The sequence below is a fragment of the Chitinophaga sp. RCC_12 genome, from assembly GCF_041360695.1.
In the GTDB taxonomy this organism is placed as follows: domain Bacteria; phylum Bacteroidota; class Bacteroidia; order Chitinophagales; family Chitinophagaceae; genus Chitinophaga.
Window position 1 is genome coordinate 74,417 of sequence record NZ_JBFUPS010000001.1, and the last position, 16,550, is coordinate 90,966.

Annotated in this window: 9 protein-coding genes; 4 read left to right on the top strand and 5 right to left on the bottom strand. The window is 48.9% G+C overall.

Features of this window, described 5'->3' with window-relative positions:
* Position 1: 1 nt before the first annotated feature.
* The 4 genes from AB6805_RS00280 to AB6805_RS00295 all read right to left on the bottom strand — a co-directional run bounded on the left by AB6805_RS00280 (position 2) and on the right by AB6805_RS00295 (position 6,284).
* Positions 2-3,274, bottom strand: a complete 3,273-nt coding sequence (locus AB6805_RS00280) for a TonB-dependent receptor (RefSeq protein ID WP_370907456.1) — start codon at positions 3,272-3,274, stop codon at positions 2-4.
* A gap of 120 nt (positions 3,275-3,394) precedes the next feature.
* Positions 3,395-4,516, bottom strand: a complete 1,122-nt coding sequence (locus AB6805_RS00285) for a FecR family protein (protein WP_370907457.1) — start codon at positions 4,514-4,516, stop codon at positions 3,395-3,397.
* Between the two features lie 71 nt (positions 4,517-4,587).
* Positions 4,588-5,205 (bottom strand): RNA polymerase sigma factor, encoded by a 618-nt coding sequence (locus tag AB6805_RS00290; protein WP_370907458.1) that lies wholly within the window; start codon positions 5,203-5,205, stop codon positions 4,588-4,590.
* A gap of 200 nt (positions 5,206-5,405) precedes the next feature.
* Entirely contained in the window at positions 5,406-6,284 is an 879-nt protein-coding gene (locus AB6805_RS00295) for an ROK family protein (protein ID WP_370907459.1), read from the bottom strand.
* 516 nt (positions 6,285-6,800) lie between these two features.
* Between AB6805_RS00295 and AB6805_RS00300 the strand changes: the two genes are divergently transcribed.
* Positions 6,801-8,711, top strand: coding sequence for an SPFH domain-containing protein (locus AB6805_RS00300; protein WP_370907460.1), 1,911 nt, complete (start codon positions 6,801-6,803; stop codon positions 8,709-8,711).
* Between the two features lie 130 nt (positions 8,712-8,841).
* Positions 8,842-9,246, top strand: a complete 405-nt coding sequence (locus AB6805_RS00305; protein ID WP_370907461.1) for a winged helix-turn-helix transcriptional regulator — start codon at positions 8,842-8,844, stop codon at positions 9,244-9,246.
* Here the strand turns inward: AB6805_RS00305 and AB6805_RS00310 are convergent.
* Positions 9,243-10,130 carry an NAD(P)-dependent oxidoreductase gene (locus AB6805_RS00310; RefSeq protein ID WP_370907462.1) on the bottom strand — a complete coding sequence of 296 codons (888 nt, stop codon included), beginning with the start codon at positions 10,128-10,130 and terminating at the stop codon, positions 9,243-9,245. The two genes, AB6805_RS00305 and AB6805_RS00310, sit on opposite strands and share 4 nt — an antisense overlap.
* Before the next feature lie 137 nt (positions 10,131-10,267).
* On the opposite strand from AB6805_RS00310, the gene AB6805_RS00315 reads away from it, so the two are divergent.
* Both AB6805_RS00315 and AB6805_RS00320 read left to right on the top strand, forming a co-directional pair.
* The gene (locus AB6805_RS00315; RefSeq protein WP_370907463.1) at positions 10,268-16,021 is read left to right on the top strand and encodes an alpha-2-macroglobulin family protein; all 5,754 of its coding nucleotides are present in this window, start codon (positions 10,268-10,270) and stop codon (positions 16,019-16,021) included.
* 65 nt (positions 16,022-16,086) lie between these two features.
* Positions 16,087-16,548, top strand: coding sequence for a DUF962 domain-containing protein (locus AB6805_RS00320; RefSeq protein ID WP_370907464.1), 462 nt, complete (start codon positions 16,087-16,089; stop codon positions 16,546-16,548).
* Positions 16,549-16,550: the final 2 nt, after the last annotated feature.

Sequence of the window (16,550 nt, forward strand, 5' to 3'; positions counted from 1 at the left end):
GTTATAGTTGAATACTTACCCCTGCGGTATACATTTTCATAATGCCATACGTCCATTGGTTGCCCTGGCTTTCGGGGTCTACCAGTTTCATGGAAGTGAATACAAACGGATTTTGCGCATTCAGGTATATCCTGGCACCGTTAACGCCTATACGTTTTAACGTAGTGCTGCTGAAATTATAACCCAGCTGGATGTATTTCATCCTGATATATGCGCCGTTCTGGATCCAGAAATCGGACGACAGCTTATTGATATCCGGTGTGGTTGTTAAGCGCGGAAAGCGGGCATTGGTGCGTTCCGGCGTCCAGTAGTTATCGGCGTAATACTTCGTTGGAACGCCGCCATCGGACGACATATCCAACGGGTAAGCCAGCATGCCGCTTAATACTGCATCGCTTTTGCTCACGCCCTGCAACAGCATTTCCAGCTCCCATTTTTTATAGGTAATGCGAAAGTTGGCGAAGAAGTCGGCCTGCGGTGTGGGATTACCAATCACCGTTTGATCATTCCCATCAATGATATTATCCCCGTTCTGATCCAGGTAGCGGATATCTCCTGGTTTGGCATTGGCCATAACAGGCACCAGCGGCGTACCATCCGGCTTGAAATCGGACGATTGGAGCAGGCCGCTTGTTTTATAGCCATACAAACTTCTCAGTGCGTATCCTTCTTTGTTAATGTTCCTGCCACTGATATAAGGACCGCCCAACACTGTAAGGAAGGTGTTATTATTATAAGAAACACCGGGACGTATAGAAAGAGTGATATCCTTACCTATGCGACCATTATAGTTTAGCGACAACTCCACTCCCCTGTTCCGCAGTTTACCCGCATTGATAGGAGGAGTGCCCATACCGCCTACATAGGATACCGGTGGCTTGAGGATAATACCATTGGTGGTTTTGTTGTAGAAATCAAAAGTAAATTCCAGTTTGCTTTGAAACAAAGCCAGGTCCAGCCCAAGGTCCAGCATGTCTACTGTTTCCCAGGTAATGTCCGGGTTACCAAAAATTGACTCCACACCATCTGTGGCGCTGATCATATTCTGATATTGATAAGGGTCTATATTCTCATTGCCCAGCCGGCCGAAGGAAGCGCGGAGTTTCATGTTATTAATGAAAGACACCGGCGTCATAAAATGTTCTTTATGCACATTCCAGCCCAGTGCTACGGAAGGAAAAGTGCCGTATTTATGACCGGGACCAAAACGCGATGAACCATCTGTACGAATGGCTCCTTCCAACAGGTATTTATCTTTATAAGAGTAATTTACTTTACCGTAAAACGATAACAGGGAATTTACATCCCAGAATTTACTATTATTCTCTTCCTGTGAATAGCCACCCATCAAGTAAAAATGATGATCTTTCAGGTCATAGGTATAGTCCGCGGTAACACCTGCATAATAATAAGTAGTCCTATCCATTTCGGCAGATCGCTGCACACCCCATGTTTGTACCAGTTTGCCGGTATAATAATCAAAGAAGTAATAATTATCGCGGGAAGCGCGGGTTACATCACTGTTGAGCCGGAAGCTGAACTGACCGCGGAGATTCAGACCGGGCAACACCTCCCACTTTGGCTGCAGGTTGATACTGGATTGCCCGTACTCGTTAGCAGCCTTACCACCATGTTCGGCGTAAGCCACGGGGTTCACGATATCCACATAGCGGCCGTATATTACCGGTGCACCATCTTTAGCCGGGTATTTGGGAAGAATAGTGGGCGGCACACGGAAAATATCTTCCAGTATCCTGTTTCCGTTACTGCCATTGGGACGGTTAGGATAAAAAGTATTCCGTTTGATGGCCAGCATGTCCATATAAACCAGGAACTTTTTGTTGAGGGTAATGGAAGTATTGGCGCGGATATTATATTTATTGGAGTGATTGAGCGGGATCATCCCCTGCTGGTTCTGGTAGTTGGCCGTTAAGGCAAAACGTGCGAGGCTGTTACCACCGCTCACTCCCACCGAGTGACTGGTAATAGGCGCTGCGCGGTTCAGGATTTCCTTCTGCCAGTCGGTGTTCGGATATTTTACCGGGTCGTCGCCGGCCTCAGTGTGTTGAATATCTTCTTCGGAATAGAATGGCGCGTTGCCGGCATTCACCTGTGCTTCGTTAAACATGCGCATATATTGCGGCGCTTCCACCAGCGCCGGCATGGAGGAGGGCGACTGCACACCATAATAACCATCGTAGGTAACGGCTACCCTTCCGGCTACGCCGCGTTTGGTAGTTACCAGTATAACACCGTTAGCGGCGCGGGCGCCGTACACAGCGGCAGCGGCAGCATCCTTCAGGATGGTAACGCTTTCCACGGTAACGGGATCAATATAGTTCATGTCCATTGGCACGCCATCCACCATCACCAATGGATTGGAGGCGTTCGTTGTGCTGATGCCACGGATCTTTATTATGGCGGCATCGCCGCCGGGCAGACCAGAACTTTGCGTTACCTGTAGACCGGTAACGCCTCCCTGTAATGCCTGCGATAATGCGGTAATGGGCTTACCATTGGTTTGCTGCGCAATATTTACAGAGCTGATGGAGCTGGCAATATGTTTCCGTTGCTGCTCCGAAAGGCCCACCACTACTACTTCATCGAGGGCGGCTACGTTTTCTTTCAGGGAAATGTTCAATGCATTGTGGCTGCGGATAATGGTATACTCCTGCGCGAGGTATCCCATTTGCGTAAAAACAAGCACCGCATTTTTTTTAGCGCGGAAGGTGAAGTAACCATCGGCGTCGGTAGTGGTACCAAGACTGTTATTGTCTTTTACCCGTATCGTCACTCCCGGTAGCGCCTGCGGAGGTTCATGCGTATCGTATACCCGTCCGCGTATAAGATAGGTACTGTCTTCCGACGGCGAGGCGGCTGACAGGCGTTGCTCCGGCTTACTTTTTTCCTTCGGAATGATGGCGACCTGGTTGCGCATGATACGGTAGCTGAGACCTGTATTTAGCAGGGCTTTGTCCAGTACTTCGTTGATCTTTTTGTCCTGCAGATCAAGCGTCAGCGGTTGTTCCCTGTTTACCAGTTCATCTTTATAAAAGATACGCCAGCGGCTTTGCGACTGGATCTGGTTAAACAGCTGGGGTAAGGTTCCCTGGTGCAGTTTGATGTTGAGGTGTTCGTCCTGCGACTTGCCGGTAGCAGAAACCCCAAGGATAGCGATGAACAGTAAAATTACAGTCAGTTTCATTGTTCTCAGGAGTTTAATGGCAAAAACATTGCCTGGCGGTACCCGCCATTGTGCATAGATTTTTTTCATAACTTCACTACAGTTTTTTTAGTTAAACAAAAAGACAAGCCCGTCCCCGCTTCGGCGGGGCTGTGCAACCGGAAGATGTCCCACCATCTTCCGGTTTTTTTTTGGTGATATGTATGGTAATTAGTCTTTCTCTTTCAGTACGATGCGTTGTCCCTGGCGCTCATAGCGCAGTGAGTTGGTAGCGCATATCACGTCAAGTACGTTTTCAAGATGATCTTCCAGGTCAAGGTTGCCGGAACAGGTTTCCAGTCCGGGTTGTGTTGATGCAAGGTCCAGCTGTATATTATAGTAACGCGTTAATTTTTTCAGGATTTCTTTCAGCGGTGTACTGTAAAACAGCAGGCGTCCGTCTTTCCAGGCGGTATAGGTAGCTACGTTCACGGTGCTTACCTGCAGGTTTTCGCTTTCCATGCCTACCGTAGCCATTTCGTTGGGTTGCAGCTGACGGGAATGTTTCCCGAAGCGGCGCTGTGAAGGCAGGTGGAGGCGCACACTTCCCGATGCCAGCACCAGGCTTTGCTGGTGGTCGTCCGGATAAGCGCTGATATTAAAGGAGGTGCCGAGCACTTCTGTTTCTATACGTGAAGCATATACGAAAAATGGCGATCCGGCATTGGGGGCTACCTCAAAAAAGGCTTCCCCTTCCAGGTATACTTCCCGTTTTTTCCGGTGAAAGGTAGTGGGATAAACAAGGCGGGAGCCGGCATTCAGCAGCACGATGGTGCCATCTTCCAGCTGGAGGCGGGCGCGGCGGCCGTAAGGTACCAACAGGGTATTGTATGGGGCTGTAGACGACAGGGTGCTATCCGCGTTGATGGTTACGCTTTTACCTCCATATACCAGTGATGCGTTTTTTCCTTTTACCACGATCGCGGGTTGCTGCCCGAGGATCAAGCGGGTATCGGTGGCGCGTTCCAGGTGTTGCTGCTGAGCAAACTGTACCAGTGAGTGCGGAGCCTGGGGCCAGAACAACCAGGTGGCCACGGACAACAACAGCAGGACGGCAGCGGCGATTTTGAGGAACAGGTATCTGTGCACAAATGGTTTGGCTACTAACCCCGCGGCGATATCCTGCCACAACAGGGCTTTATCGGCCGGGTCCCATGTTTCTGTGGCGGCGTTTGTGATCATGCGTTGCACGGCATCTGCCATTTGTTGTTGCACGGGATCATCGCTTTGTGCAGGCGGCTCCTGGTCATTACCAAGCAGGTCTTCCAGTTTCAGGTGTTTCTTATCAGGCATCTTACGGCATCTTTGCTATATAGAGCAACAAACAAACAGGATATAGACTACGGAACGAAACTTTTTTTTATTCAGGGATGTTCCCGGGAAATCCAGGACATTAAGAGGATCATTAACGGCAGCACCGGTACCTTTTCCATGTTGGCGCGCAGTTGCCGGAACGCCCTGTAGGCGAGGGTGCGACAGGTAGGTACACTTATTTTCATGATTCCTGCCACTTCTTCGTACGACAGGCTGCAGTTGAATTTGAGGAAAAGGACTTCTTTCTGCCGGGCGGGTAATTCGTTGAGTTCACGGGCCAGCAGCCGGAGCATTTCCTGTTGCTGCTCCGCTGCAATCAGCAGCTGTTCTGCATCCGGCTCATAGACAATCGAGAAATAGTCTTCCGGATTGGCGGTATGCAGCATAGTAGCATTCTTTTTTACGGCCTGGTGGATTTTCCTGCGGAATGACCGGAGCAGGTAAAACCGGATGTTCACGTCATGCGCCAGGTTATTCCTGTAGTGATAAAGACTGGTAAAAAGCTCCTGGATACAGTCTTTTATCGTACTGGTATCTTTTATATATCTTAAGCCATACCGGAAAAGCACATCCGCATACATCTCATACAACTCCCTGTAGGCTTGCTGATCCCCCAGGATGACATTGTTCCACAAAATATTATCAGCTCCAATTAGGCGGTCTTTCAAACAGTAAATATTTAGAAGTGGTTGATGCCCCTAATATAAAGGAAAAAGCAGAAAGGTGAAAGCAATAAACAAAAAGCTACTGGCACAGGCACCGGAGCGGATATTTTTTCCGGAGATGAATATGCTCCGGGAACTTACCTGCTTTGGTCATTGCGCCAATAGCTTCTTATTATTTTATGCTTTTGCTGAACGGGTGGTGCTTATGCTTCCTGGAAGGCATACCATAAGCTGGCTGCGCCGATCAGTGCTGCGGCTTCGCCGAGGGTAGCCGTAACTACCGGGATGGTGATCTGTTGTTTTTCCAGTTCTTTTTTCAGTTGGGGAAGAAACAGGTCAGCCGCATTGGCGATATTTCCGCCGATCACTACAATTTCAGGTTGTTCTTCTTTAATAAAGCTGGTAAGGAAAGTACCGAGGTTTACCGCAAACTCATTGAACAGCTGCAATATCCTATCGTCAACGCCTATACGTGCTACCAACGCTTTTACATCTGCTACTGCTTCGGCGCTTATTTCTTCATAGCGTTTTACAAACCAGCGGGTAGAGAGATAGTCTTCCGCCATACCCTCTTTAAAGGGAGCGCACCAGCGGTTGGCATCGTTGGCTGTTCCGTCGCGATAGATGGCGGAACCCAGTCCGGTGCCCAGTGTCAGGCCAATTACCTGTTGGTGGTTCCTGCCGGCGCCGCTGAATACTTCGCCCTGCAGGAAGCAGCCGGCATCATTGATAAAGCGGATTTGCTGCGGGGAAATGCCGAGGCGCGCTGCCAGTAATTCCTTTACGTTCAGGTTGTATAAAGCGTCATATTTGTGTTGCCCTTTCATGAGACTGATCCCATGTTCATAATCGAACGGACCAGGCATCCCGATGCCGATGTGCCGTACATCTGCGGAAGCGTGCGTGAATACTTCACTGATAACAGCCGCCCAGCCATCGATGATATCTGCTACTTCGCCCTGTGAGTTAATACGTGTGCGGTTCCATGAACTTTCTATGATGGATCTTGTGCCAAGATCTACCAGTGCTGCGGTAATGTGAGAGCCGCCGATATCTATTCCTAACGCCGTGGAATTTGTCATAAATTCAATAATAGAATGTTTTGCTAAATCGTTAAAGCTATACAAATATAAAAAACTATTTGGTTGACATGCTTGGAAAAATCGTTTTAGCAGAGTGAATAATGGTTAAACTGCTCCCAATATAGGGCGTTTTTCCAAAAATCAAAAAAAACGGACAAATTTTCAACGGATATCAAAAAAAACTGCCCGGCGTTATCTGAAACAGTTTGCAAAAATGATCCGGAACAACTTATCTGAAAATCCAGGCTAAAGGAACTATCGTTTGCCCGGAATTATTTTGACAGATGAAAAATAATCATCACTTTTACATCGTAATTCATTCTTCAATGGAATCTGATCATTGCTCCGGCAACAACATCCTGATATCTTATATCGCTACGAACTTCAACACTTCGCCCCCACTTTTCTGAAACATACCTGCATGGCCCAAACCTTGATCTGACAAGTCCGTCAGCAGTATCGCCGTGCCGTTAAATTCATCTTACACAAATACATACCTTAACAACAACCCTACAAATGGAAAACACATTTCTCAGATGGGCTTTGCTTATCGGCCTGCCCATTCTTTGCCTTGTACTGTACAAAGTCATTCTTCGTATATGCTTTGGCGTAGTAATCGTACCGGAAGACCGTATTGGTCTGGTTACTAAAAAATTTGTACTGATCGGTAAACAGGAACTGCCGGAAGGCCGCATCCTCGCGACCAACGGCGAAGCTGGCTTCCAGGCGCAAACACTCGCTCCCGGCGTATACTTCTGGAAATGGATCTGGCAGTACAGCGTTACCTTCCAGCCATTTACCATCATCCCTACCGGTAAAATAGGACTGGTACTGGCCAAAGACGGTTCAGAACTGGAAACAGGTGCTATCCTGGCCCGCAAGGTTCCCTGCGACTCCTTCCAGGACGCGGTGGCCTTCCTCCAGAATGGTGGCCGCAAAGGCCGGCAAACTGCTATTATCACGCCTGGATCTTATCGTATCAATACCTTCCTGTTTGAAGTGGAAATCACGGACATGCTGTCCATCCCCGACAATGCCGTGGGAATTGTGACCACCCTCGAAGGACAAGCCATTGAAACCGGCTCCATTGCGGGTAAAACCATCGACAAACACAACAACTTCCAGGATGTGGATGCCTTCCTCGAAAAAGGCGGTTACAAAGGCTTGCAGGAACAGGTGATCCTGGCCGGCTCCTACTTTATTAACCCCTGGTTTGCCAAACTGGAAATGGTTCGCATGACGGAAATCGCCATCGGCCATGTAGGCGTGGTCATTTCCTTCGTGGGTAATGATGGCGTGGATCTCAGCGGCGCAGAATTCAAACACGGTAATATTGTGGCCAAAGGCACCAAAGGCGTATGGGCAGAACCACTGGGACCCGGTAAGTATCCCGTTAATCCCTATATCATGAAAGTAGAACTGGTACCTACCACCAACCTGGTGCTGAACTGGGCCACCGCCAGAAGTGAAGCCCACCAGCTGGATAAGAACCTCTCTACCATCACCGTGAGGAGCCGCGACGGTTTTACTTTTAACCTCGACGTGGCACAGATCATCCACATCCCTACTACCGAAGCCCCTAAAGTAATTGCCCGCTTTGGTAATATGAGCAACCTGGTCACCCAGGTGCTGGAACCCACCATCGGTAACTACTTCCGTAACTCCGCCCAGGGATCAGATGTGATCAGTTTCCTCACCAGCCGTAAGGAACGGCAAACCTCCGCGAAGGAGCACATCGGCCAGGTACTGGACCAGTATAATGTGTTCGGGGTAGATACCCTCATCGGCGACATTGTGCCACCGGAAACACTGATGAAAACACTGACCGACCGTAAAATTGCAGAAGAACAGAAAATCACCTACGACACAGAACGACTGGCTCAGGAAACCCGCCAGTCGCTGGAAAAAGAAACCGCCATTGCAGAAATGCAAAAGGAAATTGTAAAAGCCGACCAGGGTGTTTGGATTGCGGAAAGACATGCAGACGCCTCCGTGAAAAAAGCGACTGGTGACGCTAACAGCGTGCGGTTGCAAGCCAACGCGGAAAGCGACCGGATGAAATTACTGGCCGGTGGTGAAGCAGAAAAAGTACGCCTGCTGGCCAAAGCAGAAGCGGAACGTACCGAGTGGATTGCAAAAGCGGATGCAGAAAAAATTGCCCTCACTGGTAAAGCAGAAGCAGAAAAGATCCTGGCTATTGGTCAGTCCAGCGCGGAATCATACAAACTGGCGGTAGAAGCAATGGGTGGCAACAACTTTACCCAACTGAAAGTGATGGAAGCCATCGGCACACAGCAGATCCGTATCATGCCCGATGTACTCATCAACGGCGGAGATGGCGCCAACGGCCCGATCAGCGGACTACTCGGACTCAGATTGCTGGAAGATGTGGCAAAGAAAAACGAAGCCGGCAAACAGGCAGAATAGCTGCTGCTGTAAGTATAACAAGAAGGGAAGGCCGTAATGCCTTCCCTTCTTGTTTAATAAGCTCCCCGGAACAGGGTTCCACTATAGCAGCGCATTGCGTATCTTTATACCAGAAAGAAAAAATGAACGTATGCGAAAAGAAAATTCCTCCAATGCCATCAACGGAAAGCAGCTGCGCGGCGACTGCGGCACAGCATATACCCTGTCGTTGATCGGCGGACGCTGGAAACCCAGCATACTGTGGCGATTGCTGGATGGTAAACTACGCTATAACGAACTGAAAAAGTCGATCACCGGCATTTCGGAAAGAGTGCTGGTATTACAGTTAAGGGAACTGGAAAACGACCACCTCGTTAAGCGGATCGTGTACCCGGAAGTACCCCCGCGGGTGGAATATGAACTCACTCCGCTGGGATGGAGCATGGAAAGCATGTTACAGCATATCTCCGACTGGGGAAACATGCACCGGGAAGATGCCATAGCGCGCCAGGCGTCTAAAGAGAAGACCGTAGCGGCTATGGCCGATAAAGGTTAAACAGTAAGTCCGGCGTCTTCCAGCGCACCGGAAGCCAGCGCGGTCCAGTCGGCATCATGTATATCCTTCGCAAGGATGGTTGTGAGCCGGTTCTGCACCAGGTTAGCCAGCGGCATCGGCGTATGCGATTTCCGCGCTGTTTGCAATACCAGGTCCATATCTTTCAACCCTAATTCCGCACTGAAAGAAGGATTACCGGTAAATTTACGGTCAAGGATCATGGCTCCATAATTCCTGAAGATGGGACCCGAAAATAAAGTAGTCGTGAGCATTTCATATGCCTCCCTGGGATCTACCCCGTTTTTCTCCGCCAGCGCAAAAGCTTCTGCCATCAGTTCCAACGCCCCGGCAATCATAAAATTACCGATCAGCTTCAGCACATTGGCGCTACCCGCGTCTTCTCCTAGATCAAAAATATTGCGGGCAAATCCAGCCTCCAATAAAGGACGGATCCTTTCTTTAGCCTTAGCCGGACCGGAAATTACCGAATTACCCGCCTTCGCGGTCGCCGCTTCCGGACGCGCAAATACCGGCGCCCCTACAAATAACACCCCGTGCTTCGCATGACCCGCCGACAACTCCCTGGAAATATCCGGTGATACCGTACTCATAGACACATGGATACCACCTTCACCAAGGGCCTGCACCAGCGTATCGGTAGCTATTGCTTCCAGCGCCTTGTCGTCCGCTACCAGGCTCAGTACAATTCCTCCTTTAACAGCAGTTTCCTCCGGGCTGCCCACCAGTATAGCGCCCAGCTGCTCCAGCGGCAACGCCTTCTCCCTCGTACGGTTATAAATTCTTAAAGTGTATCCTGCCTTCAGCAGGTTCTCTGCAATGGGATAGCCTAAATGGCCAGTGCCGATAAATCCAATGGTTTCCATAATACTTCAGTTAATGACTTCCTGATTCAAATCTATCAATTCAAAACGATAATAGGAACATATTTGGATATTGCTTTGTTAGCGGGGATTTTTAGTTTCCCTTCTTTTCCTTAAATTCAACACACAATCCTTATACCTTGAAAAGAATTTCATTGTTTCTGCTGTGCATATGTAGCATCACAGCCAGCGCCCAGCAATACATCTCCCAAAGTAAAACTACCAGTGAAAGAAATAACATCTATAAGATAACAGACCAGGAGGCCCTCCGGATATTTAAGCTCGGCAAGGCATTCAAACCCTGGGCAGATGAAAAATACCTGCACACCGCAGCAGGGACTTATCCGTTTAACGCCAGCTTCCCTGCGGGTACCGCCCCCGGTAATTATGTGGTCGTAACAGCCCTGCAAAATAAGCTGGCGTACGAATACAACCCCGTACAGAATGTGATACTGAAGGTAGTCAGCAATAACTACGACCTGGCACTGCTGGTACATGATAAAAACGGGAAGCCGGTTTCCAATGCCAGCGTGATGGTCAACCGACGAACCATTCCCTGGGACGCCCGCACACAAACCTATCGCATTCCACGCTACAAAAAGGGCGGCATCATACAGGTGTACCATCAACAGGTGCTGAACCTTTTTGACCTGGAAGCTCCCAGCCGCAAAGGCAGGCTCCCTTTCTGGAAAAAGCTGTCCCTCCGCAGGAAAAGTTATTACTACAATCCACCCAGGTTTTCCCAGTCTACCTCCACTGAAAAAAAGTACAAAGGCTTCATGGCCTTCAGCAAAGCGAAATACAGGCCCGGCGACACCCTGCGGATGAAAGCATTCATTATTAACAGCCATACCAAACCGGTAAACGAACCGCTGTTACTACGCCTTTACAGCAGAGACATGGACATCGATACCATCCTCACCACTATCCGCCCTTACCGGCCGGGTGGCTATGACTACGAAATGGTGCTGAATGACAGTCTCGATCTCGACCTGGACAGCGACTACCTCTTTACCCTTGAAACCCAGGACAGCAGGAAGTACACCTCCGATAACAACGAAACCGACCTGGATGATGAGGAATACTTCGCCAGGCGGAAAGTATTGATGCGCGGCACCTTTGAATATGAAGAGTATGAGCTGAAGTCGATCCGTTTTACCGCCCGCACCGATGTGAAAGAACATACCCGGGGCACGCCGGTATCCCTGTTCCTGAAAGCCACCGATGAAAACGACCTGCCGGTAATGGATGGCCGTGTAACCATCACCGTTACACCCGGTAATGTTTCACAATATCACGCGCCGGTCGTATTTATACCCCATCAGTTATGGGAGCATGAAGTAACGCTGGATATGACCGGCGAAACCAAAGTAACGCTGCCCGATAGTATTTTCCCGGCTGCTTCTTTCTCCTATAATATCGCCACACATTTCCTGAATAGCAACAATGAAAGCCAAAGCAGCAACCTTTCCCAGCAATATTATTATGACACTGATGAAATCACTGTCACCCCACAGGGCGATAGTTTATCTGTTGACCTTAAACGGTCCGGCCATGCCATTCCCGCGCAGGCAACGCTGCTATTACTGAATGCGCAATATGATACTGTTGCCCTTTCCCCTATTTCATTACCAGCCGTATTGCCGCTGCATCCTTACGTGAACACCTACCAGGTAACGACGGGTAACATCACCAAAAGCTACCTGCCAGCCGGCCAAAATGGTGCGGTACAGTGTAATGCCAGCCGAACCCGTGATTCCGTATTTGCAGACATTGTGAATCCAAAGAAATTGCATTTCTGGTATAGCATCTTTGCCGGCAACAAGCTGGTTGCACAGGGCTATGATCAGCAGCTGTCATGGAAAGCCGCTTCTACCACTCGCGGGTATTATTTTGTTTCCCTGCAGTATATCTGGAATGATAAAGTGAAAGATGAACAATTCATTATCCCTTACCTCGAAAAACAATTACAGGTAACTATCAATAACCCTATAGCTGTTTATCCAGGGCAAACGGCCCGTATAGGCATCACCGTTACCGACGCAGCAGGCCGGCGGGTAAAGGATGCAGATGTTACCGCTTATGCCATGACCGCCAGGTTTAATTATAATATGCCTTACTTACCCAATCTTGATAAAAGCCATCCTATGCGGAAGATGTATAGCCGGCAGGGGTTAGGCGACAAAAAAATAGACCCCGGCAAACAATCGATGAACTGGGGCCGGTGGAAAAACGAAATGACGCTGGACAGTAATGCCTACTATCGCTTCCTGCACCCCGATGGCATACGGTACAGTACAGAACCTGCGAAAAATAATATCACACAGGTATCTCCGTTTGTTACAGAAAATGGCGCTGTACAGTTTATCAGTCATGTGAAGATAGATGAGCAACCGGTGTTCTTTGCCAATACAGACCTCCGGCCCGCCTATAGCTTTGCAGTACGCCCCGGCAAGCACAAACTGGAAATCCGTACTTTCAACAAAGAAATTATTATAGACAGCATCTATGCAGCAGAAGGACTTAAAACCTTTATCAGCATCGCGGCCGATAAACCCGGTGAACAGGTACACATTACCAAAATGCCAACGAAACTTATCCCCCTGGAAGTTAATCTGCGTAAACGTTACCTGGTACCGTTTCTTACGGATAACAATGACGGGTATACGTATATTAACCAGAATGGAAATATACAATGGTTTAATCCCGGCAGTGGTTATTCCCAGAGCATCCAGCTGGCGGGGCCGCTGAAAAACGACTATGCCGACTACATCGTAAAAGGCGCATTTATCCAACCTTTTGAACCTGAACCTGGCTATACCTTTGAGATACGGCCAGGGTTAGTGAAAGAAAAGAGTGTCGACAACGGGTGGCCATTCGGGCTCACCCTGTTAAAGGAAGTGGATCAGCCACGATTATACGATCATGTAGTCACCGAAACTGAAATAGACAGTATCTGGAGTGATCACCTGGATGGCCTGCAAATTAATCAGGACCTATACTCGAATGCAAAATCCGATCAAAACGCCTGCAGTATTATCATCCAGCCGGATACTGCGTTCAATACAGAGGCGGTTCGGCAACTGTTCCTTTACCGTTATGATGACCCTAACTATATCCGTATTTATCGTGGAGAAACCACTGAGCTTTATAACCTGGAACCAGGTAATTACCGGCTGCTGGTATTACTGAGAAAAAATAGATACTACGTGGTTGATAGCCTGAAAGCCAATGCCGGTGGCAATACTTATTACCACTTACATGCCCGCAAAGTATTGGAAAAGGATTCTGTCAGTGCTGCGTTATCAAAGGCGATACTGAACTGGAGAGGCCGTGAAAAGCAACAGATGCCGTTTAACGCCGTAGCCGACTTTACCACACCTTTCAACAATCAATACCTGGATACATCCAACTTCACCCGGCGCATTTCCGGGGTGATAACGGATGCAAACGGACCTGTACCCGGAGCCACGATCCTCCTAAAGGGAACCAAATACGGCACCCTTAGCAATGCACAGGGACGCTTTTCCTTGCCTATTACCGAAAAAGGGCAACTCTCGGTTAGCGCTATCGGATATGACCAAGAAACCGTTACTTTAAACAACGAGGATTTTATTGAGATAAAATTAAAACCGGCGGTACAATCCCTGAATGAAACAATAGTGGTAGCTTATGGCAGGCAATCCAAAGCACTCGTGGCCAGCGCCGTATCAAATAGCTTTTCTAACGCCATGAGTGGCAGGGTGGCAGGCATTATGGTCCGGGGCATCAACAGCACTAAGGCACCCCCACTGATTATTATTGATGGTATTCCCTATGAAGGATCCCTGGAAAGTATAGACCCCTCTCTTATTAAAAATATCTCGGTGCTGAAAGATGCCGCCGCCACTGCCATATATGGCGCCCGGGCTGTCAATGGCGTAATCCTTATCACCAGCAGCAAGGCAGGTCTTTTAACAGCGACCGGCCAGGAACCTTTATCCGCAGAAGCCAATAGCCTCCGCAGTAACTTCCGCGATGATGCATTCTGGCAACCACGGTTACGTACCAACGAAAACGGCGAAGCTTCTTTTAAGGTAACTTTCCCGGATGATATCACCAACTGGAAAACCTATGCGCTGGCCTTCACGGAACAGGGACAAACCGGCAGCGCACAGGTGCAGATCAAATCGTATAAACCATTGAGCGCAAATTTATCGCTCCCGGTGTTTGCCGTTGAAGGCGATAGCGTAAATATTATAGGCAAGGTGCTGAACTATGGCAACGACAGCGTTACCATCAGCCGCAGCTTTTACACCAACCGGGTACTCACCAACACCCGCTCCATGGGCGTCCGTAACAGCCTGATCGACACTTTCCCCGTACATGTTCCTTTATCCGGCGACAGCATCTCCTTTAAATATACCATCACCGGTAACCAGGATTACTTCGACGGTGAATACCGCGCTATTCCCGTCTTTAAAAAAGGAGTAACTGAAACCAATGGTTTCTTTGTTCCGCTACCAGTGGATACCAGCTTCTCGCTGTCTTTTGCGGATGATACAGCGGCTGTTCACCTGTATGCCTGCACCGGCCTGTTGCCGGTACTGCTGGATGAGATAGATTATCTCCGGCGTTATGAATACCTCTGCAATGAACAACTGGCCTCTAAACTCACCGGCCTGTTGCTGGAAAAACAAGCCCGCAAATTCCTGGGACAACCGTTTAAAGATCTGAAGAAGATCCCTGAGCTGATCCGTAAGCTGGAACAGAATAAAAATAAAGATGGCGGCTGGGGCTGGTGGGATAAAAGCACCTCCGTATACTGGATTTCGCAACACGTGGTAAGGGCGTTGCTGATGGCGGAAAAAGAGGGATTCCAGCCCAACCTCGACAAGGCAGCGTTGATCAACTACTATGTATTCCAGTTAAACAGTGCCGCATACACCGATAAATTAACCCTGCTGGAAACGTTGTACGAACTGGATGCCAAAGTTAATTTCCCGGCTTACCTCGATACCATCCCTGCCAATAGCGGCAGTAAATATGACCAGTTCCGGTTGTTGTACCTGAAACAACGGACAGGTATACACGTAACTACAGACCCGCTTATGACCAGCCGGCAAACTACCATGATGGGAAATAGTTACTGGGGGGAAAACAGCTATCACCTGTTTGACAACGAAGTACAACTCACCCTGCTGGTCTATAAAATATTACGGACCGAGGGCGGGCATGATGCATTGTTACGCACTATCCGCGACTGGTTCATGGAAAAGCGGCGCGGCGGCAACTGGCGCAACACCTATGAATCTGCCGCTATCCTTGCTACCATTTTGCCCGAGACGCTGCAAACTGCCGAGACGCAACCACCAGTACTCCGTATTAACGGCGAGCGGGTAAGCACCTTCCCCTACAGCCATACTTTTGCAGGCGGTAAGTCGTTGAGTATTGTCAAACAAGGCGGCTCAACGGTATACTTTACCGGTTGGCAACAGCACTGGAATCCGGCGCCGCAACCTGCTGAACACCAGTTCAGCGTGAGCAGCCGGTTTCTGCAGCAGGATACGGCTGTGAACTTTCTTACTGCGGGCCGCATCGTTACCCTGGAAGTAACAGTGGAAGTAAAAGCAGATGCGGATTACGTGATGGTGGAAATACCGGTACCAGCAGGTTGCTCCTATGAAGATAAAAGCAGTCAGTGGCAGAACAATGAAGTACACCGCGAGTACTTTAAAAACAAGGTAAGCATCTTCAGTAATCATTTAAACAAAGGCAAATACCGTTTTACCGTATCCTTAATGCCGCGTTATACCGGTTATTACCATCTGAACCCGGCAAAGGCAGAAATGATGTATTTCCCGGTATTCTTTGGCAGGGAGGGCATGAAAAAGGTGGTGATCAGGGGTAAATAAAATCATCATTCATTTTCGCTTATTTAACGTATTTTAATACCAGCACTTTATAAACCGCCACCGCTATGAGAACAATCCATCAATGGCTGGACGAGTACGGCAGCAGCCACCGTAACCATACCAACAAACTGATTCACTGGATTTGTGTACCCGCAATTTTTTTCAGTATTGTCGGATTTTTATATGCCATCCCGTTGCCCATTGGTGGCGTGCGTTCCTACATTTCGGTAGCGCATGTGGTATTGCTGTTACTGATCATTTACTATTTGCGCCTCTCTCCTTCCCTGGCGGCTGGCATGTTGCTCATCGGGGTGATCTGCTTATGGCTATGGCGCCTCATAGCAGCCACTCAGCTCGTGATCTGGCAGGTGGCGCTGTTTATTTTTGTAGCGGCCTGGATCGGGCAGTTTATCGGCCATAAAATAGAAGGCGCAAAACCTTCCTTCTTCAAGGACCTTCAATTTCTGCTCATCGGGCCAGCATGGCTGCTGAGTTTCATCTATAAAAAAGTGGGCATCCGCCTGTAAAT